Origin of the sequence: Acetoanaerobium sticklandii, from assembly GCF_000196455.1 — a bacterium.
Classification (GTDB): Bacteria; Bacillota; Clostridia; order Peptostreptococcales; family Filifactoraceae; genus Acetoanaerobium; species Acetoanaerobium sticklandii.
Map to the genome: position 1 here is coordinate 1,827,974 of NC_014614.1, position 22,462 is coordinate 1,850,435.

At 32.6% G+C, this 22,462-nt stretch carries 23 protein-coding genes; all 23 read right to left on the bottom strand.

The genetic code is table 11. From position 1 onward, the window contains the following. Positions 1–86: 86 nt before the first annotated feature. Positions 87–4,340, bottom strand: coding sequence for a PolC-type DNA polymerase III (locus tag CLOST_RS08590; protein WP_013361908.1), 4,254 nt, complete (start codon positions 4,338–4,340; stop codon positions 87–89). Between the two features lie 67 nt (positions 4,341–4,407). Further along, positions 4,408–5,454, bottom strand: coding sequence for a flavodoxin-dependent (E)-4-hydroxy-3-methylbut-2-enyl-diphosphate synthase (gene ispG, locus CLOST_RS08595; protein WP_013361909.1), 1,047 nt, complete (start codon positions 5,452–5,454; stop codon positions 4,408–4,410). Between the two features lie 11 nt (positions 5,455–5,465). Next, positions 5,466–6,461 (bottom strand): RIP metalloprotease RseP, encoded by a 996-nt coding sequence (gene rseP, locus CLOST_RS08600; RefSeq protein ID WP_041487450.1) that lies wholly within the window; start codon positions 6,459–6,461, stop codon positions 5,466–5,468. A gap of 22 nt (positions 6,462–6,483) precedes the next feature. Further along, positions 6,484–7,653, bottom strand: a complete 1,170-nt coding sequence (locus CLOST_RS08605) for a 1-deoxy-D-xylulose-5-phosphate reductoisomerase (protein WP_013361911.1) — start codon at positions 7,651–7,653, stop codon at positions 6,484–6,486. Positions 7,654–7,687: 34 nt separating this feature from the next. After that, entirely contained in the window at positions 7,688–8,464 is a 777-nt protein-coding gene (locus CLOST_RS08610; protein WP_013361912.1) for a phosphatidate cytidylyltransferase, read from the bottom strand. 10 nt (positions 8,465–8,474) lie between these two features. Beyond that, positions 8,475–9,203: an isoprenyl transferase gene (locus CLOST_RS08615; RefSeq protein ID WP_013361913.1), complete on the bottom strand. Its 729-nt coding sequence runs from the start codon at positions 9,201–9,203 to the stop codon at positions 8,475–8,477. A gap of 51 nt (positions 9,204–9,254) precedes the next feature. Beyond that, positions 9,255–9,458 (bottom strand): hypothetical protein, encoded by a 204-nt coding sequence (locus CLOST_RS08620; protein ID WP_013361914.1) that lies wholly within the window; start codon positions 9,456–9,458, stop codon positions 9,255–9,257. After that, positions 9,458–10,015, bottom strand: coding sequence for a ribosome recycling factor (gene frr / locus CLOST_RS08625; RefSeq protein ID WP_013361915.1), 558 nt, complete (start codon positions 10,013–10,015; stop codon positions 9,458–9,460). Before frr ends, CLOST_RS08620 begins: the two co-directional genes overlap by 1 nt. A 2-nt stretch (positions 10,016–10,017) precedes the next feature. Further along, complete coding sequence (gene pyrH, locus CLOST_RS08630) at positions 10,018–10,731, bottom strand: UMP kinase (RefSeq protein WP_013361916.1); 714 nt, start codon at positions 10,729–10,731, stop codon at positions 10,018–10,020. A 68-nt stretch (positions 10,732–10,799) separates the two neighbouring features. After that, on the bottom strand, positions 10,800–11,714 hold the full coding sequence (tsf, locus tag CLOST_RS08635) for a translation elongation factor Ts (protein ID WP_013361917.1): 915 nt from the start codon (positions 11,712–11,714) through the stop codon (positions 10,800–10,802). A gap of 55 nt (positions 11,715–11,769) precedes the next feature. After that, on the bottom strand, positions 11,770–12,516 hold the full coding sequence (gene rpsB / locus CLOST_RS08640) for a 30S ribosomal protein S2 (protein WP_013361918.1): 747 nt from the start codon (positions 12,514–12,516) through the stop codon (positions 11,770–11,772). Positions 12,517–12,693: 177 nt separating this feature from the next. Then, a complete protein-coding gene (locus CLOST_RS08645; RefSeq protein ID WP_013361919.1) occupies positions 12,694–13,308 on the bottom strand; it encodes a hypothetical protein in 615 nt (204 codons plus the stop codon). Between the two features lie 5 nt (positions 13,309–13,313). Further along, a complete protein-coding gene (locus CLOST_RS08650; protein WP_013361920.1) occupies positions 13,314–13,646 on the bottom strand; it encodes a hypothetical protein in 333 nt (110 codons plus the stop codon). Between the two features lie 13 nt (positions 13,647–13,659). Beyond that, positions 13,660–15,072, bottom strand: a complete 1,413-nt coding sequence (locus CLOST_RS08655; RefSeq protein ID WP_013361921.1) for a FapA family protein — start codon at positions 15,070–15,072, stop codon at positions 13,660–13,662. Between the two features lie 14 nt (positions 15,073–15,086). After that, complete coding sequence (locus CLOST_RS08660) at positions 15,087–15,830, bottom strand: sigma-70 family RNA polymerase sigma factor (RefSeq protein ID WP_013361922.1); 744 nt, start codon at positions 15,828–15,830, stop codon at positions 15,087–15,089. Positions 15,831–15,847: 17 nt separating this feature from the next. Then, positions 15,848–16,159 carry a hypothetical protein gene (locus tag CLOST_RS13975; RefSeq protein WP_013361923.1) on the bottom strand — a complete coding sequence of 104 codons (312 nt, stop codon included), beginning with the start codon at positions 16,157–16,159 and terminating at the stop codon, positions 15,848–15,850. A 35-nt stretch (positions 16,160–16,194) separates the two neighbouring features. Continuing rightward, entirely contained in the window at positions 16,195–16,680 is a 486-nt protein-coding gene (locus CLOST_RS08670) for a chemotaxis protein CheD (protein ID WP_013361924.1), read from the bottom strand. Next, the gene (locus CLOST_RS08675) at positions 16,673–17,296 is read right to left on the bottom strand and encodes a chemotaxis protein CheC (protein WP_013361925.1); all 624 of its coding nucleotides are present in this window, start codon (positions 17,294–17,296) and stop codon (positions 16,673–16,675) included. The genes CLOST_RS08670 and CLOST_RS08675 overlap by 8 nt, the downstream gene beginning before the upstream one ends. A gap of 27 nt (positions 17,297–17,323) precedes the next feature. Beyond that, positions 17,324–17,743, bottom strand: coding sequence for a chemotaxis protein CheW (locus CLOST_RS08680; RefSeq protein WP_013361926.1), 420 nt, complete (start codon positions 17,741–17,743; stop codon positions 17,324–17,326). A 20-nt stretch (positions 17,744–17,763) separates the two neighbouring features. Then, a complete protein-coding gene (locus tag CLOST_RS08685; RefSeq protein WP_013361927.1) occupies positions 17,764–19,854 on the bottom strand; it encodes a chemotaxis protein CheA in 2,091 nt (696 codons plus the stop codon). 1 nt (position 19,855) lies between these two features. Then, positions 19,856–20,929: a protein-glutamate methylesterase/protein-glutamine glutaminase gene (locus tag CLOST_RS08690; RefSeq protein ID WP_013361928.1), complete on the bottom strand. Its 1,074-nt coding sequence runs from the start codon at positions 20,927–20,929 to the stop codon at positions 19,856–19,858. A gap of 1 nt (position 20,930) precedes the next feature. Further along, positions 20,931–21,569, bottom strand: coding sequence for a flagellar brake protein (locus tag CLOST_RS08695; RefSeq protein WP_041487165.1), 639 nt, complete (start codon positions 21,567–21,569; stop codon positions 20,931–20,933). Continuing rightward, complete coding sequence (locus CLOST_RS08700) at positions 21,569–22,462, bottom strand: MinD/ParA family protein (RefSeq protein ID WP_013361930.1); 894 nt, start codon at positions 22,460–22,462, stop codon at positions 21,569–21,571. Before CLOST_RS08700 ends, CLOST_RS08695 begins: the two co-directional genes overlap by 1 nt.

The window sequence follows — 22,462 nt, forward strand, 5'->3', positions numbered from 1 at the left end:
CACACCTAAAGGGGAGCACCTTATCAAATACATTTCATAAAATAACGCACATTCTCATTATAACAGATTATTTATATACAAGCAACCTAAAGAAGCGAAAGTTGATTGGTTTCAGGAAGGCTGTTAAGGCATCCATAACTTATAAGAGTTTCTATTACGGTTTTAGTTGCTTTAGTGCGCTGCCTAAAATCCTCAATTGACATAAACTCTCTCGATGATTCATTTGCAATATTAATAGCTACAGTTTCGCCTAGTCCTTGCATAGATATTAGTGGAGGAATCAGAGCTTTGTCTGATGAAAGTTTAAATACCTTTGAATGAGATTTATATAAGTCAAGTCTATCGAGCTTTACTCCTCTACTAAACATCTCATAAGCCACCTCAAGCACAGTGGCAATATTTTTTTCTTTAGCTGTAGCCTTATTTCCTAGAGATTCTAATTCTTTTAGTTTTTCTAAAACAGCGTCCTTTCCTTTTGAAATTAGCGCTATATCAAAGTCCTCTGCTTTAGTAGTAAAGTAAGTAGCATAAAATGCTTCCTTATGATGCACTTTATAATAAGCTATTCTAAATGACATCATTACATAAGCTGCCGCATGGGCTTTTGGAAACATATACTTAATTTTATTACATGAATCTATATACCAAGAAGGCACATTTTTTTCTTTCATATCTTGGATATGTTCATCTGTTAGGCCTTTACCTTTTCTTACATTTTCCATTATTTTAAATGCCGTCTTTGGTTTTAAGCCCATCAGTATAAGATAATTCATAATATCATCTCTAGTCGAAATAACGTCCTTAAGCTCCGCAACCTTATTTCTTACAAGCTCTTGAGCATTATTTATCCATACATCTGTACCATGGGAAAGTCCAGAGATTCTCACAAGCTCTGCAAAGGTAGTAGGCTGAGTGTCAATCAACATTTGCCTTACAAATTTTGTTCCAAATTCGGGTATACCCAAGCTTCCAACTGTACAGTTTATAGCTGATAAATCACATCCAAGCTTTTGCGTTGATGTAAACAATGACATTGTATCTTTATCATCAAGGGGAATTTTAGTTGCATTTGTATCTGTTAAATCCTCAAGCATTTTTATAATTGAAGGAACGTCGTGTCCTAGTATGTCAAGCTTAAGGATCCTTCCGCTTATGGAATGATAATCAAAATGAGTGGTTATAACTCCAGAAGAAGAATCATTTGCAGGATACTGGATAGGAGAAAAATCGAAAATTTCTTTGTAGTCAGGCACTACCATAACTCCACCAGGATGTTGTCCAGATGTACGCTTTATACCTGTGCATCCGCTTTTAAGCCTTTCCACTTCAGCTCCATTTGCCTCAATTTCATTTTCTTCAATATATTTTTTTGCAAACCCATATGCAGTTTTTTCAGCTATCGTACCTATTGTCCCTGCTCTAAATACATATCCCTTTCCGAATAATTCTTCAGTATATTTATGAGCGTTAGGTTGATACTCCCCTGCAAAATTAAGATCTATATCGGGTTCTTTATCTCCTTCAAATCCTAAAAACACTTCAAACGGAATATCATGCCCATCCTTGGTAAGATTTGTATTGCAATCAGGACAAAGCTTATCTGGTAAATCCGCTCCACTTCCATAAGAGCCATCAGTTATAAAATGGCTATATTTACAATTACTGCACACATAATGTGGAGGAAGAGGATTAACCTCAGTTATGTCACTCATAGTAGCTGCAAATGAAGACCCAACAGAGCCCCTTGAGCCTACAAGGTATCCGTCCTGCATTGATTTAGTAACAAGCTTTTGAGCTATTATATACATTACTGCATAACCATTGCTAATAATAGAGCCTAGCTCTCTTTCCAATCTTTTTTCTACTATTTCTGGCAAATTATCTCCATAAATATTTCTTGCCTTGTCAAAGCACATTTGCCTTAATTCTTCATCGGAACCTTCAATTCTAGGAGGGTATGTACCGTCTGGGACTGGAAGTATATCCTCTATCATATCTGCAATTTTATTTGTATTTTCAATTACAATTTCATTTGCAAGTTCAGGTTCTAAATAAGAAAAATCATCAAGCATCTCCTGTGTTGTTTTGAAATAAAGCGGAGTGCTTTCATTTGCATCTTTAAATCCTAATGAGTGCTTAAGCACTGTTCTATATGCTTCATCTTCTGGATTTATAAAATGCACATCTGATGTTGCCACTGGTATTTTATTATTTCTAATAGCTATATCTATTATTGTCTTATTTATAGTTTGTAGCTCAATTTCATCTTTTACTGAATTTTTCCTTATCATAAAGTTATTGTTAGAAGTAGGCATAACTTCAACATAATCATAAAAACTAGCTATTTCATCAATTTCTTCATCTGATTTTCTTCTAAGAACTGCTTGATAAAGCTCGCCAGCCTCACATGCGCTTCCTATCAATAGCCCTTCTCTATGCTTTATCAAAAGGCTTTTTGGTATTCTTGGATTTTTATAAAAATAATCTATATGAGAAGCAGATATAAGCTTATAAAGATTTTTAAGGCCCGTGTAGTCTCTGGCTATAATTGTTATATGATTGCTAGGAATGCTTTTATAATCTAGCTTGCCTAGTTTATCATTTACCATCTCAAAAGTGTTTATATCTTTATCTATTAGCATTTCCATAAACTTGATAAAAACTAGTGCTGTTGCTTTAGCATCATCTACTGCTCTATGATGATTCTCAAGGCTGATTCCAAGATGATTAGTTATTAAGTTTAATTTATGTCTTTTTAAATTAGGAAGCAATATTCTAGATAATTTAAGTGTATCTATATCTTTGTTTTCAAAAGCTAAGTTTAATCGCTTTGCTTTTGCTCTAATAAAGCCCATGTCAAAATCACTGTTATGAGCAACTAAAATGCTACTTCCAACAAATTCTAAAAATCTTGGTAGAACTTCATCTATTGAGGGCTTATCCTTTATTAAGTCATTAGTTATACCGGTGAGTTCTTGAACTTTTAAAGGTATAGGCATATGGGGATTTATTAACTCTCCAAAGCTATCTATTATCTCTTTATTTCTTATTTTTACCGCGCCTATCTCAGTTATTTCATCTGAAGTATTTGAAAATCCCGTAGTTTCTATATCGAAGACTACATATTCATCTTCAAAATCTCCTTCAGTGTCAATCGTTACAATCTTTGACATGTCATTTACGAGATAGCCTTCAACTCCATATAGTATCTTCACACCTTCGTTTTGGCCAACTTCCATAGCTTCTGGAAAAGCTTGGACTACTCCATGATCTGTGATGGCTATTGCTTTGTGACCAAATTCCTTGGCTTTTTTTATAAGAGCTTTAACTCCTGGTATTGCGTCCATTGCTGACATATTAGTATGTGCATGTAGCTCCACTCTTTTTTGAGTGTTTATATCTTTTCTAATTTTTTTTGCTTTAGGTTCAAAATCCTTTGTCATTATTACAATTTCTTTTGCAAAGGCATCGTAGTTCACATCTCCGCTGATTCTTACATAGTCGCCTACTTTTATAGAAATTTCATCATCCTTTGAAAAAACCTTGCAGAAAATAGAACCAGTATAATCTGTAACTGCAAATGTAAAAAGATTTTTGCCATTTTTCAACTCTCTTTTTTCCATCGAAAATACATCTCCTACTACTGAGATAGCATATTCGTTTCCTTTTAAATCTTTTATTGGTAATATTTCTTCATTGGCATCTTTAGCATTCTTGCTTTTTTTGATATAAGCTGATTTATCTGATGGTTTTTTCTCTGCCTTTTCCTTTGATGTGCTAGATACTCTAGTAACTTTATCCAGATTGCTTATAATGTAATTTGTATCTTCTTCTTTAGCTTGGTTGTATAATTTCATGTCAAGCTCTGTACTTGATGATATAATGTTGACCTTATACATGAGGCCTAGTTCTTCTTGAATCATTGCACCTATAGAGTATTCAAGGTTTTTCGAAGTAAGCCTTTTTAGAACAAATTTATCTTTAACATAGATATTTAAGCATTGTTCAGCTTGATTAAAATCTAAGCTCAGAGCGTCTTTATGTAGATATGAAGTGGATGGACATACTTCTGTTATTTTATATTTTATGTTTTCTACGTACTCTATAAGTAAATTTCCCACATCGGAAGTCAAGTTATATCTTGGTTTTAATGATACCCTACTTAGATACTTGAATTGAAGCTTGAGATTACTTTCAGACTCTATTAGCTTAGGCATAGGGATAATCTTATCTGTTTTAAAATAAAGATTTAATTTTTTCTCATTCTTGAAATATACTATGTTATCCAATTCTACTTTAGCATCTATAGTTTCAAGATTTATAAATTTAAAACTCTCCAATTTAAATCATCTCCTATATCTAAATCAACTAGTTATATCCGTAAATAGATAAATTCTAAGTTTAAACTTAGAATTTATCTATTTCCTCTAGCAAAACTTCTATTATAGAAGCTTCATCCACTTTTCTAATTATTTGACCTTTTTTAAATAACAGGGCTTCAGATTTTCCGCCAGCTATTCCAAGGTCAGCATCCCTTGCTTCACCTGGTCCATTGACTGCACATCCCATGATTGCAACTGATATGTTCTTCTTAATGTTAGCTGTTGCTTTCTCAACCTTCTCGGCAAGGCCTATGATATCTATATCAGTTCTAGCGCAGGTAGGACAAGAAATAATTCTTATAGATTCATTATCCAGTCCGATAGACTTTAGTATCTCTTTTGCAACATATATTTCCTCTACTGGATCAGCAGTTAATGAAACTCTTATAGTATCTCCAATTCCATTTAGAAGCATATAACCAATTCCAATAGATGATTTTACAGTTCCTGCTTTTAAAGTTCCTGCTTCAGTTATCCCTAAATGTAGAGGATAATCGCTTTTGCTTGAAAACAGCTCATAGGCTTTTATAGTAGTTTCAATATCGCTTGCTTTTAAGGACACAGCTGTGTTGTAAAAGTCGTATTTTTCTAGTATTTTTATATGTCTAAAAGCACTTTCTACCATAGCCTCAGGAGTTCTTCCCATAGAATCTAAAAGATCTTTTTCCAAAGAGCCTGCATTAACTCCAATTCGAATTTTTATGTTTCTTTTCTTAGCTTCATTTACAACCTGAATAACTTTTTCTTCATTTCCGATATTTCCAGGATTGATTCTAAGTCCATGAACTCCATTTTTTATAGATTCAAGTGCCAATTTATAATCAAAATGAATATCTGCAACTACTGGAATATTTACATTTGAAATTATTTCACCAATAGCCTGAGCACTTTCACTGTTAGGCACAGATACTCTGACAAGCTCGCAACCAGCTTTTTCTAGTGCTTTTATTTGAGCTATAGTCGCCTTGGCATCTGAGGTTTTTGTATTTGTCATAGATTGAATTACTATAGGCGAATCTCCCCCTATTGTAATATCTTTAACATATATTTTCTTTGTTTTTGTTCTTTGCATTAGTATTCTCCTTAACCAAATATCCTCAAGATATCCTTAGAGGTTATAAATAGCATTAATGCTAAAAGTAGTATCATCCCTATCATATGAACAAAGCCTTCTTTTTCTGGGTCTATTTTTTTGCCCCTTACAAGCTCTATTGCTTGAAATACAATACGGCTACCATCTAAAGCAGGTATTGGAAGTAGATTTATTAGCCCTAAATTCAAGCTTATTATAGCTGCTAATGATATTACATTGGCAAAACCAGTTCTAGCAGCTTCGCCTACTGCGCTTATTATTCCAACTGGTCCAACTACACCTTCGTCACCAGCTTGTCCAGTGAAGAGCTTTCCTAAAAAGCTTAACATGTCAGTAAGCATGAGTATAGTTTGATTTGTTCCAAATACTAAAGATTTTCCTGGGCTTTTTTCAGAAGCAGGTGATATTCCTACTACCTTTCTGCCTGCTTGCTCTACTGCATCTACATCTATAACTTTCTGCTCATTATTCCTCTCAATTGTAAATTCTAAATCATTGTCAGGAGAGCTTTGTATTGCATCTGTAACAGACTGCCATGAATCTATTTTCTTATCATCTATCATTATAATTTTATCGCCGACTTCCAATCCAGAATTAGAAGCTGGCATATTTTCTACAAGCGCTCCGATTTTATTTACTGGAACTCCAATCATCATAAATAAAAATGACATTAATACAATTGTAAGAATAAAATTCATAAATGGACCAGCAAATATTATAGCCATTCTCTTAAGAGGATGCTTGTTGTTAAAGCTATTTGGGTCCTCACTTTCACTATCTTCTCCTTCCATTCTTACATATCCGCCAAGCGGAAGTGCTCTTAAGGAATATTCTGTTTCTTTTTTTGTTTTGCTATATAGCTTTGGCCCCATTCCTACAGAAAATTCATGTACAGTAACACCAAAATACTTTGCAGTAAAAAAATGTCCCATTTCATGAACTGTAACTATGACTCCAAAAACTATCAGTGCAATTATTATAGTCATTAAATTCATTATTTCACCTTTTCTATATCAACTTTGAAATTTTATTATTAACATATCGTCTTGCCCATTTATCTGCTTCCAGTATTTGATTCAAATCTGGATTATTGATTGAATCATGAGAAGAAAGTGCTTCGCTTATTATGTTTGATATATCATAAAATTTTATTTTATCATTCAAAAATTCATATACCAATTCTTCATTCGCTGCATTAAGAACAGACAGATAGGTTCCTTCTTTTTCAAGAGCATCAAATGCAAGCTTTAAGCATGGAAAGCATTGGTAGTCTGGTTTTTCAAACGTGAGATTATTATACTTTATAAAATCCAGTCCATCTTCTTGAGAATCTAATCTTTGAGGATAGCCAAGAGCATATTGAATAGGTCCCTTCATATTTGGAGTACCTAGCTGAGCTTTTATACTTTTGTCTTTAAACTCAACCATGGAATGTATTATGCTTTGTGGGTGTACAAGAACCTCTATTTTTTTTATGTCTAAATCAAATAGCCATTTTGCCTCTATTACTTCTAAACCTTTATTCATAAGAGTGGCTGAGTCTATTGTTATTTTTTGCCCCATACTCCAATTTGGATGTTTTAAAGCATTGCTCTTAGTCATCTGCGATATAGTTTCTTTATCCAGCCCTCTAAATGGTCCTCCTGAAGCTGTTAGAATAATTTTATTAATATCGCTAGTGTTTTCGCCCACTAGACACTGAAAAATAGCACTATGCTCACTATCTACAGGAATAATAGCCACATTGTGTTTTTTTGCTTCGTCCATAACTAGTTTCCCAGCAGTTACTAGTGTTTCTTTATTTGCTAAAGCGATAGTAGTTCCTCTTTTTATAGCAGTAAGCGTGGGAATAAGTCCTATCATGCCTACTACCGATGTAAGAAGTATATCATTTTGCTTTGCATCAGCAATTGTATTCAAACCATCTATCCCATAGCAAAGCTCTATATTGTAATCTAAATCCAGCTTATCAACCTTAGACTTTAAATCTGAATATTTAGCTTCATCATAAATACATACAATTTTAGGGTTAAATTCTATTATTTGATTTATAAGTATATCTACGCTACTATTTGCTGATAATCCAAATACCTCAAATTTATCTTTATGATTTCTTATAACATCTAAAGTCTGGGTTCCAATAGAACCAGTCGATCCTAGAATAGATATTATTTTCATGGTTACACCTGCTTTTAATTAATTTTTATATATTTTATATCAGCTTTGCAATAAACATCACTATATAAGTAAATGGCGCTGTGAATATAATGCTGTCTATTCTATCTAGCATTCCTCCATGTCCAGGTATAAGATTTCCATAATCTTTTACACCTAGCTTACGTTTAAAAGAAGATGCAAATAAGTCTCCTGCTTGAGATATTACGCTTCCTATTAGCGCTGAGACTCCTATAAGCAAGATATACTCAGGATGTACGAAATAAGCATATACAGTCGATATTATAATACAGCCAATTATACCTCCTATAGCCCCTTCTATAGTTTTTTTAGGGCTAACCTTTGGCATAAGTTTATGCTTTCCAAAAGCAAAACCTGCAAAGTAAGCACAGGTATCTGTTGCCCATGCAAAAATAAAAATATACCAAATGAAATCAAACGATGCCTCTCTAACAACAATCACACTGCTAAGAGCAACCGTTATATAAACAAAAGTTAAGATGCTTACCGAAATATCCTCTACTGTTTTTTTTCCAAAAATAAGAAGGATGCTCTCGCCCACTACAAGTATAAATAGCAAAACAGGTAGCACCGACCATATATTTAGCCAGCTAGGAACTAAAAATAATATTGTTATAATATATAAAATTGCATTTGTTGGTTTAATCCCCGATTCTGCAAATGCATTTGTAAATTCTTTAATTGATATTAATGCAACAAGTAAAACTGCTAGCTTTGTTACAAGTCCTCCATATATGATAACGAAGAAAAATATCGGAAGAAGAACTAGTGCAGATATAATTCTGACTTTCAAAATACCCCTCCTAACTTATGGTGCCGAATCTTCTATCTCTATTTTGATAATCAAAAATTGCTTTATATAAATCTTCTCTTTTAAAATCTGGCCAGTTTATGTCAGAAAACCAAAATTCGGCATAGGCTGCTTCCCACATTAAAAAGTTAGAAAGTCTTAATTCTCCGCTTGGTCTTATAATTAAATCAGGGTCTGGTAACAATCTAGTGCTTAGGTAATTCCTCATAAAGTCTTCATCAACACTATCAATATCAATACCCTTTTCTCTTTCCTCTAATATTATATTTTTTACAGCTGTCATAATATCATTTCTGCTTCCATAATTCAAAGCAAGCGACATTACAACACCAGTATTATTCTTAGTTTTTTCAATAGATTCGCAAAGTTCATCATAAATTAGCTTTGGTAGCTTTGAGTAATCCCCAATTGCATTTATTCTAACATTATTTTTATCTAGCTCTTTTGTTTCTTTTTTTAAGTACTCAAGTAATAACTTCATAAGAGCGCTTACTTCCTCTTCTGGCCTATTCCAGTTTTCAGTGGAAAAAGCATACAGGGTCAAATATTCAACCTTAAGCTCGTTGCAAGCCTTTACAATATCTCTTATTGTTTCCACTCCAGCTTTATGGCCAAAGCTTCTTGGAAGCATTCTTTTCTTAGCCCAACGTCCATTTCCATCCATTATTATACCAATATGGCTAGGTATATTACTTTTATCTATTTTATCATAATAACTCAAAGATATCATTCCTTTAATATGAAGTTACCCCGACCAAAAGGCCGGGGTTTTTTATATAGCAGTTTTAAAATAGGACAAAACCACCTGTATTTCACCATTATCGTAATTTGCTTTTACTGCATACTCTTCAGTTAAGATGTCTGAATCTTTATGACCTTTTGTGTGTGAAAAACTAACAACTAGATTATTTTCTTTCGCATAGTCCAGTATATATAATTTAGATTTACCAATAAGTCTATGACAAATATTGTCCATTAAACCTCCATTATATCCTTCTCTTTTTTTGCCAGCATATCATCTATCATCTTGATATGAGAATCAGTAAGCTTTTGCACTTCATCCTGAGCTTTTTTTGAATCATCTTCAGTTAGCTCAGAAGTTTTTTCCATTTTTTTAATTGCTTCGTTTGCTTCACGTCTTTCATTTCTAATCGCAACCTTAGCTTGTTCTCCAGTTTTAGCTACTAGTTTTATAAGATCTTTTCTTCTTTCTTCAGTAAGCTGCGGTATGTTAATTCTAATTGAATTACCATCATTTGTAGGATTGAAGCCTAAATCTGAACTAAGAATAGCTTTTTCAATACTTCCCATAGCACTTTTATCCCATGGTTGAATAAGTATAGTTCTAGGTTCAGGTGATGATACTCCAGCCATTTGCTTAAGCGGAGTCATAGTTCCATAGTAATCAACCATCACACGATCTAACATATTTGGATTTGCTCTTCCTGCTCTAATAGTGAGTAGTTCATCTTTTAAAACAGCAATCGTTTTTTCCATTTTTTCTTCAAGTTTCTTGTGGATATCGAGTTTCATACTTAATCCCCCTTTACTATAGTTCCAATATTTTTTCCTTTAACCACTTCTATTATATTATTTGGATCTTCAAGTGAAAATACCCTAATAGGAATATTATTATCCATACACAATGATGTCGCTGTTGAGTCCATTACTTTAAGCCCTTTGTTTAAAACATCCATATAAGTTAACTCGTCAAATTTAACTGCATCTGGATTAAGCACTGGGTCACTATCATAAACGCCATCAACTTTTTTAGCTAAAAGAATTACATCCGCCTCTATTTCTGCTGCTCTAAGTGCTGCAGTAGTATCAGTAGAAAAATATGGATTGCCTGTTCCTGCTCCAAAAATCACTACTCTTTGCTTTTCAAGATGTCTTATAGCTCTTCTACGAATATAAGGTTCAGCAATCTGTCTCATTTCTATTGCAGTTTGCACTCTAGTCACTACGCCTTCATTTTCAAGAGATGATTGAAGTGCAAGAGAGTTAATCACAGTTGCAAGCATGCCCATGTAATCACCTGTTGTTCTATCCATACCTTCACCGCTTCGGCCTCTAAAGATATTTCCTCCACCAACAACAATTGCCACTTCTACACCCATATCCATCAAGGTTTTTATAGATTTAGCTATAGAATTAAGTACAGAATTTTCTATTCCATAGCCTTTATCTCCAGCCAATGCTTCACCACTTAGTTTTAGCAGAACTCTTTTATATTGTGTACTTGTCATAAATTCCTCCCAAAGAACCGGTTTTGAAAAAAGAGAACACAACGGGTGTTCTCTTTTAGATTATAATATTAGTTACCTAATTGCTTAGCAACTTCTTCTGCAAAATTTTCTGATTTCTTTTCAAGGCCTTCTCCAACCTCGAATCTTTCAACTGCTACTACTTTTATTTCAACGCCTAAAGCTTTTGCAGTATCTGCAACAACATCTTTAACTGCTTTGTCAGAGTCTTTTACAAATGTCTGCTCAAGTAGACAAACTTCTTTAAGTTGCTTTTGTAATCTTCCTTCAACCATTTTTTCAACTATGTTCTGTGGTTTTCCTTCATTAAGAGCTTGCTGAATAAGAATTTCTCTCTCATGGCTAATGTAGTCTTGGTCTACATCGTCACGAGAAATATATTTTGGATTCATAGCTGCAACTTGCATTGCTATATCTTTTCCTAGTTCATCTAATTTCTCAGAATCACTTGCAGCTTCTAGTTTAACTAATACTGCTATTTTACCAGCTCCGTGAACATAACCTGAAATTCTTCCAGCTTCTATTGATAGAGCTGAGAATCTTCTTACGTTCATATTTTCACCGATTTTAGCAATTTTAGATGTAAGCTCAGCTTCAACTGTAACTCCATCAGCATACTCAGACGCAAGAAGTGCTTCTAAATCTTTAGGCTCTTTTTCCATTGCAACTTTAGTAACATTAGCTACAAAAGTTTGGAACTCTTCGTTTTTAGCAACGAAATCTGTTTCTGAATTTACTTCAGTCATGGCAGCTTTTTTTCCATCTTCAGATATCATCATTCCAACTAATCCTTCAGCTGCAATACGATCTGATTTTTTAGCCGCTTGAGAAAGTCCTTTTTCTCTTAGGATATCTATAGCTCTTTCCATGTTACCTTCTGCTTCAGTTAATGCCTTCTTGCAATCCATCATTCCAGCACCAGTTTTTTCTCTTAACTCTTTAACCATACCTGCTGTAATAGCCATAATATCTCCTCCTGTACATTAGTAAGGGTAAGGGCTTGCCCTTACCCAATTTATATTATTCAGCTTCTACTACTTCTGCTTCTACAGCAGCTTCTTCAGTAGATGTAGTTTCTTCAATTTGTCCTTGCTTTGCTTCGATAATAGCTTGTGAAATAGTAGACGCAATAAGTTTTACTGCTCTGATTGCATCGTCATTTCCTGGGATTGGGAAGTCAATTTCATCTGGGTCACAGTTTGTATCTACGATACCAACAACTGGAATTCCTAATTTGTGAGCTTCTTTAACAGCTATTCTTTCTTTTCTAGGGTCAACTATGAAAATAGCGCCTGGAACTTCTGGCATATCTTTAATACCGTTAAGGTATTTCTCTAGTTTTTCTTTTTCGTTCATAAGTTGGATTACTTCTTTTTTAGGAAGTACATCAAAAGTTCCATCTTCTTGCATTTTTTCAAGCTCTCTTAATCTATCTATTCTTTTTTTGATAGTTTGGTAGTTTGTTAGCATTCCACCTAGCCATCTTTCATTTACATAGTACATTCCTGATCTTTCAGCTTCTTCTTTGATAGAATCTTGAGCTTGCTTTTTAGTTCCAACGAAAAGAATTGGCTTTCCAGTTTCAGCAACTTCTCTGATAAAGCTATAAGCTTCTTCAATTTTCTTTACTGTTTTTTGTAAATCAATGATGTATATTCCATTTCTCTCTGTGAATATAAATCTTGACATTTTAGGGTTCCATCTTCTAGTCTGGTGACCAAAATGAACTCCCGCTTCTAACAATTGCTTCATACTTACTACTGACATTTAATTTCCTCCTTGGTTTTTTACCTCCGTCCCTTTCATCTTTTCAAGAAGCCTTTCGGCACCGCCTCAAAAATTAAGGAACGTGTGTGATTTAATTCCTCTAATATAATATAGGAAAGTTGAAACAAAATCAAGAATAATTTATATATGTATAATAAAATTACGGCATTTTAATATTTAATTTGATAGCACGTCTACAATTTCTCTAAGTGAACTATTTACTTTAAAGCTTTTAGTCCCAGATTTAATTTTAGTACTCCTGTCAATCATATATTGAAATTTTTCAAAAGCATCTTCATCAACAATTACTTTTTCTTTAGCTAAAACTTCTCTAATTCTAAGGCTTTTTTCATCGTATAATTTAAGTGCATTTGTATGCTTTGGAACTATTCCATAATCTACAAGATATTTCTCAGCTTCTAGCTTATCGTATTCTAATATCTCTAAAATAAGCATTATATCATTCTTATGAGGATAAATGTTCCCCTCTACAAGCTTATCGGCAATCTCTTCATGTGAATCGTTTTGATTTATAGTTATTTCAGCTTTAGCAGGTTCTTTTGTATCTTTGCCAGCTAATTCTTTAGCTTCTTTTTTATTTGTTTCTTCTGCTTTTACATCTAATTGAGCTTGAAGATTGGTTTTTTCTTCCAAAAGACTTTCATAGCTTTTTTTTAAATCAATTAACGCTTTTTCATTAGTACTTGTATCAAAGATAAGAACATTTAAAAATGCCATTATAATAATTCCCATAGCAACCCCGAGTAAATATGTAGCTATTTTCTTTTCCATAATGATTATCTATTTCCTCTCATCTTCATAATCAAGTCAATTTCTTTAACGCTTCTATTCATCGCTTTAGCCATATCAATATTGCTCATACCTTGTTTAGAAAATTTGCTTATCACGTCATCATCAGTTTCTAGCTTAGTTTCAATTGATTGAAGTTCAGTTTTAAGTTTATCAATTTCGCTAATTATCTGATTAGTTGAGCGATGAATTAAAATCAGTTCTCCCTGAAGATTATCCTCATCAGGTTTCGTGTCGTCTTTTTTTGCAAGCATCAAAAAAGATATAATATTAAGTACAAAAGCTACCCCTAATAAAATTAAAACTACACTTTGCGACATATTCCCTCCTAATTTAATTCTTGTGAATCACTATATCTCCATCTTGGACATATAGCTTTGATGCTCCTGTTTCATCTTTTATATATCTGCTGTATCTACCTATCGTAATTTTTACTCCAGGATAAATTTTATCTTTAACTTGCATCATGCCATATCTAATCTCGCTAAGCTGCTTTTCTATTTTTTGAATTTCAGTCTCAACTATACTAATATTTTGAACAGTCTTATTATAATCTTCTAACATTTTTACAAAAGAAATTTTCTTTATGTTATCCATTAAACCTCTTTGCAACAGTTGTTTTCCTGTCTCAATAGTAGGCTGTAAATCTTTTAATTTCTTTTCATTTGAATGAAGTTCATCTCTATATGCATCAAGCTTATTTTTCTGTGAAGGATCTAGCCCAATTTCAATAATCGTCTTTGTTCCCATATACGAACCAATAACCTGTGCATTAATTTCATTTTTAACTTTTATCTCTCCACCAACTATAAGTCCTTTTTTTCCTTTTACAACTAGATTTGAACCGCAACTAATATTACTATGTACTACAAAATCAGTTATTATATCTCCATCAGAAAATACGCAAGCGTTTTCAATGAATCTACATATTGTGCTTCCACTTACTTTTATAGATGATTTTGCATTTCCTTGAATTCCACCTTTAACTACTAAATCTCTTCCGACTACTATATTAGCCGCTTCAATTACTCCATTCACTTCAAGACTTCCTGCGCAGTTAACTTCGAATCCTGTTTTTATATCCCCATTCACAACTACATCTCCACCAAAGTGAATATTCCCTGTGCTAGTATCTATATTGCCTTTAATGCTCAGAACGTCGTTAACTTGAAGCTTATCTCCTGCATATTCAAGTCTTCCCTCTTTTGTTGAAATTAAACTAGTCTTATCTTCGGATTCTACAACATTTTTACCATATTTAAAAACAGCTTCCTTGCCAGAAACCGCGGGAATTTCTTCCCCTTTTAAATTTTTACCTCCCTTGCCTTTAGTAGGAGGAATTTTCTTCGCTAAAACATCGCCTTTATTTACTTGGACAAACCATCCTAATTCTTTAAAATTTATATTCCCTTTATCATCTTGATTAAGGGATATTGAGTTTTTTATTCTATGAGTATACTGTATATAACCATCATCACCCTTTTGAGGCATATCAGCTTCAGCAACCATAACTGATTTTTGATAAACTCTAGAATCTATCATATCTTGAATAATATTTCTCTGTATTCCATACACTACTTCTTTTTCTCTCAAGAAGCTTTCAATATCCTCAATAGTCAGGTTTTTGTCAGGAATTTCATCAGTATCCAGAGAAATTTCCAGGTATGCTTTCATATAATCTTTTGTTACAACCAAGTTAAGGGTGTAGTCATCTATTATTTTATCAAAATTAATTCGCTGAAACATTAACCACTGCCTCCTTAGTGCTGAAATTGCTTTCGCATTTTAGATATAGCTTTGCTGTGAATTTGAGAGACTCTTGATTCAGAAATATTTAATATTTCTCCAATTTCCTTGTAGGTCAATCCCTCATAATAATATAAGTTAATAATAAGCTGTTCTCTTTCATTAAGCTCGCTAATTGTTCTTTCTAATTCCTTTACTGTATCATTATAAACAGTCAAATCCTCTGGGCTTGATTCTAGACTTTCATCTTTTAACTGAATTTTGAAAGATTCATTAAAATCATCTTCTATAGATAGAACATTATATACTGAAGTCTCCTCAATTAATGTGAGAACTTCTTGTTCTGATTTGCCTAAATATTTTGCAATTTCTTGATATGAAGCTTCTCTTCCATACTTAGACTCTAAAGCTTCATTCGCATCTTTTAAAATTTTAGATTTCTGCCTAATAGACCTAGGTATCCAGTCTAAATTTCTAATTTGATCAATTATGGATCCCCTTATTCTAATAGATGCATATGTTTCAAACTTAATATTTTTAGTAGGATCATACTTATCTATAGCATCTATTAACCCAATCACTCCATAACTCATTAAATCATCATATTCAATATTGCTTGCATAATAATTATAGAGCTTTCCTGCAATTATCTTCACGAGATTAATATATTCCTCTATAATTACTTTTTTAATTTCTTTCTTTTTCTCCAAATCTTCCTCTTGTGAAAATCTCTCCCACATATCAATTTGCCTAGTCATTTTCAATCCCCCTTTTCTCAATTATCTGGGGTCCAGTCCTTAAATTCATCATCCGCATCTAATGAAGACGCTTCCTTTAAAATCTGTTTAATTTCTTCTTCCGATTCTGTAGGTACAACTAAATCTATGATACTTTCATCCTCTTTTTTATTTTTTAATGTTTTAATTATTAGTCCTATTATCAATATTATTAAATTAATTCCAACAGCTAAAAATAGTATGTTTTTTAAAAATATAAATAGGCTCCAATGCTTGAGCAAAGATATAAATAAAATAGTCATAGACAATATATAATTTAGTAATATCCACAGCATAAAATATTTTCCCATGACAGCTCCTTCGAAACCTTTTGATTTTATTAGTTTTATATAATATGCTCCCCTTTACCAATACTTTTTATGTTTAGCTGTTGGTTATTACAATCAAATTTGATAGTTCTACCATGATTTCCTAGAACATCTTCTGCAATTATTGGTATATTTAAGGATTTAAGCTTTTCTTTAACCGCTATTACATTTCGTTTCCCTATATTTAAGCTTTCTGTATTAAGCGAAACGCTGAACATTTGAGCTCCTCCAGCTATTTTTGCTTTAAGAGATGTTTTGGATACCTTTAGCTTTAATAGTTCATCCATCATTAAATCTATGCAGGTGTCAGCAAACTTCATTTTATTAGAATTATTCTTTATTTCCAAGCTGGAAGGCAACATTATATGAGCCATTCCAGCTATTTTTTTTGAGGAATCATATATAATGACTCCAACACAAGATCCTAATCCTAATGTTATTAAAACTTCTTCTCCCGAAGCAACTTTGTAGTCTGCCATGCCTACTTTAATATTTTTATCCATTCCCTAGCACCCCTAAGCTTCTAAATAAGGTGTCAAACGATGTCAAGTCTGGCATAAAGAAGAAGTAGCATTTAATTTTTTCATCATCAATTTCTAGCTTGTTTTCAATTAATATTAACTTATCACTTTCAAGTCCATATTCCACAGCAGGTACACTTAGAATTGAACTCACCATATCGATATTAACTGCTGGAACTGAAATATTTATATTTAGTGATGTCATCATTGATATTGATGTCACATATCCACTAGACATTATATTGCCAAGCTCTTGAATAACTGATGACTCTATTTCATTATAAATATCACTCTCTGGTTTTTTTCCAAAAAGTATTCTAACTAGGTTATCAGAAGATGCTTTATCTAGTAATGTTAGAATTGTTCCATTAATATCTCCGTTGAAGTTAATATACACACCAACTGTTATTTCTTCTTCATCTTCAAAAATTTCCACAACTTTTTCAGTTTCAATTACTTCAATATTTGGAACTTCCATGTTAACTGATTTATTTATCATCTTTGAAAGTGAAGTCGCTGCATTCCCCGAGCCTATATTCCCTATTTCCTTTAAAACATCTAAATATAAGCCGTTAATATTATCCATACTAAAATCCATAATATTCTCCCAACTAAGATGTAAGTTTTAATGTTCCAATATCTTATCTACATCTAACAATATTATCATTTGATTTTCTACTTTCCCTATACCTTTTACGAATGTATCTGACAAGTTCTCTTCAAAAGTTCCATAACTAATAGATGACGGAGGTATATCTTTTACTTCAGAAGCTGAATCCACAATATACCCTATCATTAGGTCTTGTTTTTTATTAACTATTATTCTTGTCTCAGAATCGTAGTCTTTACCTGGAAGACCAAGCCTGTCTCTCAAATCAATAATTGGAACAATTTCACCTCTAAGGTTAATTACACCTTTTATATAGTTTTGAGTTTTAGGGACTCTAGTTATTTCCATTATTCGCTCAATGGTTTCTACATTTTCAATTTTGATACCATAGTATTCATCTGCTAATCTAAAAATAACAAATTGATTATCATTCATAAACCTTTCACCTCCTTAAATTAAAACAGTGAATTTGTATCTATAATCAGTGCTACTCCACCATTACCAAGAATAGTAGCTCCAGCTATTTCTTTTACAAAGTTCAAGTATCTTCCAAGAGATTTTATAACTATTTCTTGCTGCCCAATCAATGAATCAATGATAAGGCCTATTTCTTTGTCACCTTTTTTTACAATAACAACTGTTGCTTCACCTTGAGTTCTCTTTTGTTCTTTGCAATCTAGTACTTCAGAAAGTCTTAATAGAGGCAATGGATTATATCTATAAAGTATAACCTCTTTTTGTTCTATTAGTCTAATTTCCTCAATGTTTATGTCTGTTATTTCTTTTATGTTATTAAGAGGAATCGCATACTTTTCTTCACCTACTATTACAAGTAAAGCTTGAATTATAGCAAGGGTAAGCGGAAGTCTGATTATGAATCTTGAACCTTTATCTTTTTCTGTCTCAATTTCTACATTTCCTCCGAGAGCTTCGATTTTAGTTAGAACAACATCCAATCCAACTCCACGTCCAGATATATCAGATACTTTATCAGCTGTACTAAAGCCAGGTGCAAATATAAGCTCTGCAGCTTTGTTGGCATCCATTTCTCTCGCTTGTTCAGTTGTTATTAATCCCTTGTCTATGGCTTTTTGCTTAACCTTTTCAACATTAATTCCTGCCCCATCATCTGATACTTCAATAACAACAGTGTTTCCATCAGGATATGCATTAAGATTAACTCTACCTTTTTCACTTTTACCTTTTTCAAGCCTTACTTCTGGAATCTCAATTCCATGGTCAATTGAGTTCCTTAATAAGTGAATTAATGGATCTCCAATTTCATCTATAACTGTTCTATCTACTTCTGTCTCTTCGCCTGACATAAACAGCTCTATTTCCTTATTTAAATCTTTAGATAAATCTCTTACCATCCTTGGAAAGCGATTAAATACTCTTTCAACAGGAACCATTCTAACCTTTGTAACTGCATCGTGAAGGCTAGTTGTTATTCTCTCAAGATATTCAACTGCGTCATTCATATTCTGTTGATTTGAGCTTATTTCATCGTCTTCTAGTCTAGTTTTAACAATTATTAGTTCACTTACAAGGTTCATTAAATTATCTAATCTATCAATATCAACCCTTACAGTTTTACCGGTTTTGTTTTTCTTTGAAGAAGAGTCTGTTTCTGCTTGTTTTTCTTGAGTTGCTCCATTTTTAGCATCGGATTTATTTTCATGGATTTGACTTTGTTTTATGTCTTCAAACTGGTTTTGATTATCACCTTGAGCTTCAATTAACTCTGAAGCAGATGATTTTCCTATACTTTCTTTTGATATATCAAATAGAGAAATCTCAACTTTTTCAATTTCAGAAACTTCCATAACAATTTTTTGAACTTCATCAGACGATAACTTGCTTGAATATAAAACTGTAAAGTTATCATCAAATTTTTCATCTTCTATATCATCGGAAGATGGACTAGAATAAACTATTTCGCCTTTACTTTCAAGAGACTTGAATACTAGAAAGGCTCTAGCTGCTTTTAACATACACCCGTCTTCTAATTTTATCCATAGTTTGAATACTTTAAATCCATTTTCAGCCATCTCAGTAGCTACACTAATTATGGTATCTCGATCTTCCTCACTGATTTCTATGTCATGATTATTATCAAAGTCCTTTTTGGGTTGATCAGAAGCTTTTGTAGAACCTCCTCTTTGGTTTTCAATATCATCCAATCTTGCTATTATATTTTTTATATCAATTTTCTTTTCTTTTCCTGTAGTTTCAATGCTTTTAACTTCTTCTTCTAAAATATCAAGCCCTTCAAATAATATATCCACCATTTCAGAGGTTGTCTGAAGTTTATGCGATCTTATTCCATCTAAAATATTTTCCATTTTATGAGTAAGTGAAGCAATTGTTTCAAAACCCATTGTCGCAGACATGCCCTTTAATGTATGCGCTATTCTAAAAATTTCATTTACTGTCTCTAAATTTTCAGTGTTTGCTTCATAATCCATTAAGCACTGGTTCAAATTCTGTAAATGTTCCTTAGATTCGTCTATAAATATATCAATATATTGTTCAAAATCTAGCATATTACACCCCCAACATTTTATTAAGCTCAGCGGCTATCTTATTAAGTGGCAAAATCTTATCAACTTTACCTGTTGCTATAGCTGATTTCGGCATTCCGAACACTACACAAGTTGACTCATCTTCAACTATCGTTGTAGATTTTTTTATAAGTTTTAATTGTTCCATGGCTTTAGCTCCATCAGCCCCCATCCCTGTCATTATTACAGTTATTATATCATTAGTTGGAACATCACATAACGAATAAAACAATGCGTCAACAGATGGTTTATGTCCTGATACGTTTGGTCCATCATCGAGTCTTATTCGGTATTTATTTTTTGAGAAAGCCTCAATCTTTAAATGCCTATCTCCAGGAGCTATATATACAGTAGCATTTTCAACTATTTCGTTGTCTTCAGCTTCTTTTACCCTGATTCTAGAAATAGAATCAAGTCTATCAGCCAACGATTTGGTGAAGCCTTTTGGCATGTGCTGTACTATTAATACTGGTGCAGGAAAACTGCCTGATAGATTGCTAATCACTTCTTGTAAAGCTCTTGGTCCTCCTGTAGATGTCCCTATTGCAACAATTTTTTTTATATCACTATTTTTGATGCTTGAATTCATACTACTTGATTCAGTATAACTTATTTTATTATCTTTTGGTCTAATCGCTGCTATTTTATTTACTCTAACTTTTGAAGCTTCTTTAACTTTATCAATTATGCTATCTTGAATATCTGCCGATGAGCTGATTTTGAAAATATTAGTTGGCTTAGCTAAAAAATTCACAGCTCCTAGGTCTAATGCTTTAAATGTCATCTCCGCTCCTTCTTTTGTTAATGAGCTCAACATGACAACAGGAGTCGGCCTTACTCTCATAATTTCTTTCAGAGTTGCTATACCGTCCATTACAGGCATCTCTACATCAAGTGTGATTACATCAACATAGCTAGACTCTAAAAATTCAATAGCTTCTTTTCCATTTTTAACCGCTGCAACTACTTTAATAGATGCGTCAATTTCTAATAAGTCTTTCAACATTTTTCTTATGAAGGCAGAATCATCTACAATTAATACTTTAATACTTTGCATTCTACATCCCTCTTTTAATAAGCATTCTTTGCTGAAGAAATAAATATTTAATTAAATCATTTCTATCTATTTCAATTATATCCAAAAATTCAATGCCTACTTCATTTTTATTGTCAATTGAGTTAAATTTTGTTCTAACTTGGGATTTAAGATTGTAAGTTCTATCTTCAAGTTCAAAGCTTACATGGATGATTTCTCCTTCATTTAAATCTGCATCCGTTATCATTCTAAGGCCTCCACCGCTTATATCCTTAGTAAAGCCAGAATGCATAGTATCATCATTTGATTTAATTATTTGAATTGGAACAAGTAAATCTAGTCTGAAATAATTCCTTCTTTGCCCTTTGATTATTTCACTTATTTTTTTAATATACATTAAAGGAACTTTTCCAGTGATTTTTCTAACAACTTCTGCTTCAAACTCTAACATACCACTCTCGTTATTATTATATATTATAGTAATTTTTGTCCCATTTAATAGAGTTACTAATTGAGAATTTTTTATAGGAACTGCAACTGCAAGTTCTCCATTTACATCAACATCCATAAGTTGACTTACATACTCAACTTTTTCGCCAGTCATTTTAATTCTTATTATTATTAATTTTTGACCAATTTGGGGAAAATTTTTATCTTTCATCATGCACCTCCTCCAACAAATAGTCCTTTAAGCTTTTTAATAAAGCTATTGAAGCCTTTCTGAGAAACTGGCATATTAAGAAGTTTTTCTGAAATACTATGAATCCCTTGGCTTGCTTTGGCTTTAGGGTTATTAAGATAAAAAGGAACTTGTTTTTTTACAGATTTAGTAACATTATCATCATCTAAAATTCCACCTAAATATTCTATATTCATATCTAAAAACTTTTTTGACACTGAACTTAACTTCATATATACATTTTCAGCCTCATTAATGTCATCAGCTCTATTTGCTACTAAACTAATTTTTTTTTGCTTATCAATGTTAGATATTATTTTTATTAGTGCATAAGCATCAGCTATTGCTGGCGGTTCACAAGTCGTTATTACTATAAGTTCCTCGGATGCTTCAATAAATGCTGTAACTGATTTTGAAATACCTGCTCCAGTATCTATTAAAATATAATCAGCCATATCTTTAAGTCCATTTATTTCATTTAATAATTTATTCATATCATAAAATGATAATTCTGCCATAGACTGTATTCCTGATCCTCCAGAAATTATACCAATTTCCATTGGTCCTTTGGTTATGACATTTTTAATACTTGTGTTTTTTGTTATAACATCTAGTAAAGTAAACTTTGGCATAATACCTAGAAGTATTTCGACATTAGCAAGACCTAAATCTGCATCTATTACTATTACCTTTTTCCCTTGAGATTGAAGAGCAATAGCAAGATTAATTGTGAAATTACTTTTCCCTACCCCACCTTTTCCGCTAGATATACATATCACTCTAGTAGATGAGTTATTTATTTTTTCATTTCGCTCTGAATTTTTTTTAAACACAACTGCTTCTCTAAGCCTTTGAGCTTGATCGAAATTCTGCAT

Excerpts from the sequence above, each read along its gene's own strand:
- ispG (WP_013361909.1), bottom strand. The coding sequence starts at position 5,454 with ATGCAAAGAACAAAAACAAAGAAAATATATGTTAAAGATATTACAATA.
- rseP (WP_041487450.1), bottom strand. The coding sequence starts at position 6,461 with ATGACTATAATAATTGCACTGATAGTTTTTGGAGTCATAGTTACAGTT.
- CLOST_RS08605 (WP_013361911.1), bottom strand. The coding sequence starts at position 7,653 with ATGAAAATAATATCTATTCTAGGATCGACTGGTTCTATTGGAACCCAG.
- CLOST_RS08620 (WP_013361914.1), bottom strand. The coding sequence starts at position 9,458 with ATGGACAATATTTGTCATAGACTTATTGGTAAATCTAAATTATATATA.
- frr (WP_013361915.1), bottom strand. The coding sequence starts at position 10,015 with ATGAAACTCGATATCCACAAGAAACTTGAAGAAAAAATGGAAAAAACG.
- pyrH (WP_013361916.1), bottom strand. The coding sequence starts at position 10,731 with ATGACAAGTACACAATATAAAAGAGTTCTGCTAAAACTAAGTGGTGAA.
- tsf (WP_013361917.1), bottom strand. The coding sequence starts at position 11,714 with ATGGCTATTACAGCAGGTATGGTTAAAGAGTTAAGAGAAAAAACTGGT.
- rpsB (WP_013361918.1), bottom strand. The coding sequence starts at position 12,516 with ATGTCAGTAGTAAGTATGAAGCAATTGTTAGAAGCGGGAGTTCATTTT.
- CLOST_RS08645 (WP_013361919.1), bottom strand. The coding sequence starts at position 13,308 with ATGGAAAAGAAAATAGCTACATATTTACTCGGGGTTGCTATGGGAATT.
- CLOST_RS08650 (WP_013361920.1), bottom strand. The coding sequence starts at position 13,646 with ATGTCGCAAAGTGTAGTTTTAATTTTATTAGGGGTAGCTTTTGTACTT.
- CLOST_RS08655 (WP_013361921.1), bottom strand. The coding sequence starts at position 15,072 with ATGTTTCAGCGAATTAATTTTGATAAAATAATAGATGACTACACCCTT.
- CLOST_RS08660 (WP_013361922.1), bottom strand. The coding sequence starts at position 15,830 with ATGACTAGGCAAATTGATATGTGGGAGAGATTTTCACAAGAGGAAGAT.
- CLOST_RS13975 (WP_013361923.1), bottom strand. The coding sequence starts at position 16,159 with ATGGGAAAATATTTTATGCTGTGGATATTACTAAATTATATATTGTCT.
- CLOST_RS08670 (WP_013361924.1), bottom strand. The coding sequence starts at position 16,680 with ATGGATAAAAATATTAAAGTAGGCATGGCAGACTACAAAGTTGCTTCG.
- CLOST_RS08675 (WP_013361925.1), bottom strand. The coding sequence starts at position 17,296 with ATGGATTTTAGTATGGATAATATTAACGGCTTATATTTAGATGTTTTA.
- CLOST_RS08680 (WP_013361926.1), bottom strand. The coding sequence starts at position 17,743 with ATGAATGATAATCAATTTGTTATTTTTAGATTAGCAGATGAATACTAT.
- CLOST_RS08685 (WP_013361927.1), bottom strand. The coding sequence starts at position 19,854 with ATGCTAGATTTTGAACAATATATTGATATATTTATAGACGAATCTAAG.
- CLOST_RS08690 (WP_013361928.1), bottom strand. The coding sequence starts at position 20,929 with ATGCAAAGTATTAAAGTATTAATTGTAGATGATTCTGCCTTCATAAGA.
- CLOST_RS08695 (WP_041487165.1), bottom strand. The coding sequence starts at position 21,569 with ATGAAAGATAAAAATTTTCCCCAAATTGGTCAAAAATTAATAATAATA.
- CLOST_RS08700 (WP_013361930.1), bottom strand. The coding sequence starts at position 22,462 with ATGCAGAATTTCGATCAAGCTCAAAGGCTTAGAGAAGCAGTTGTGTTT.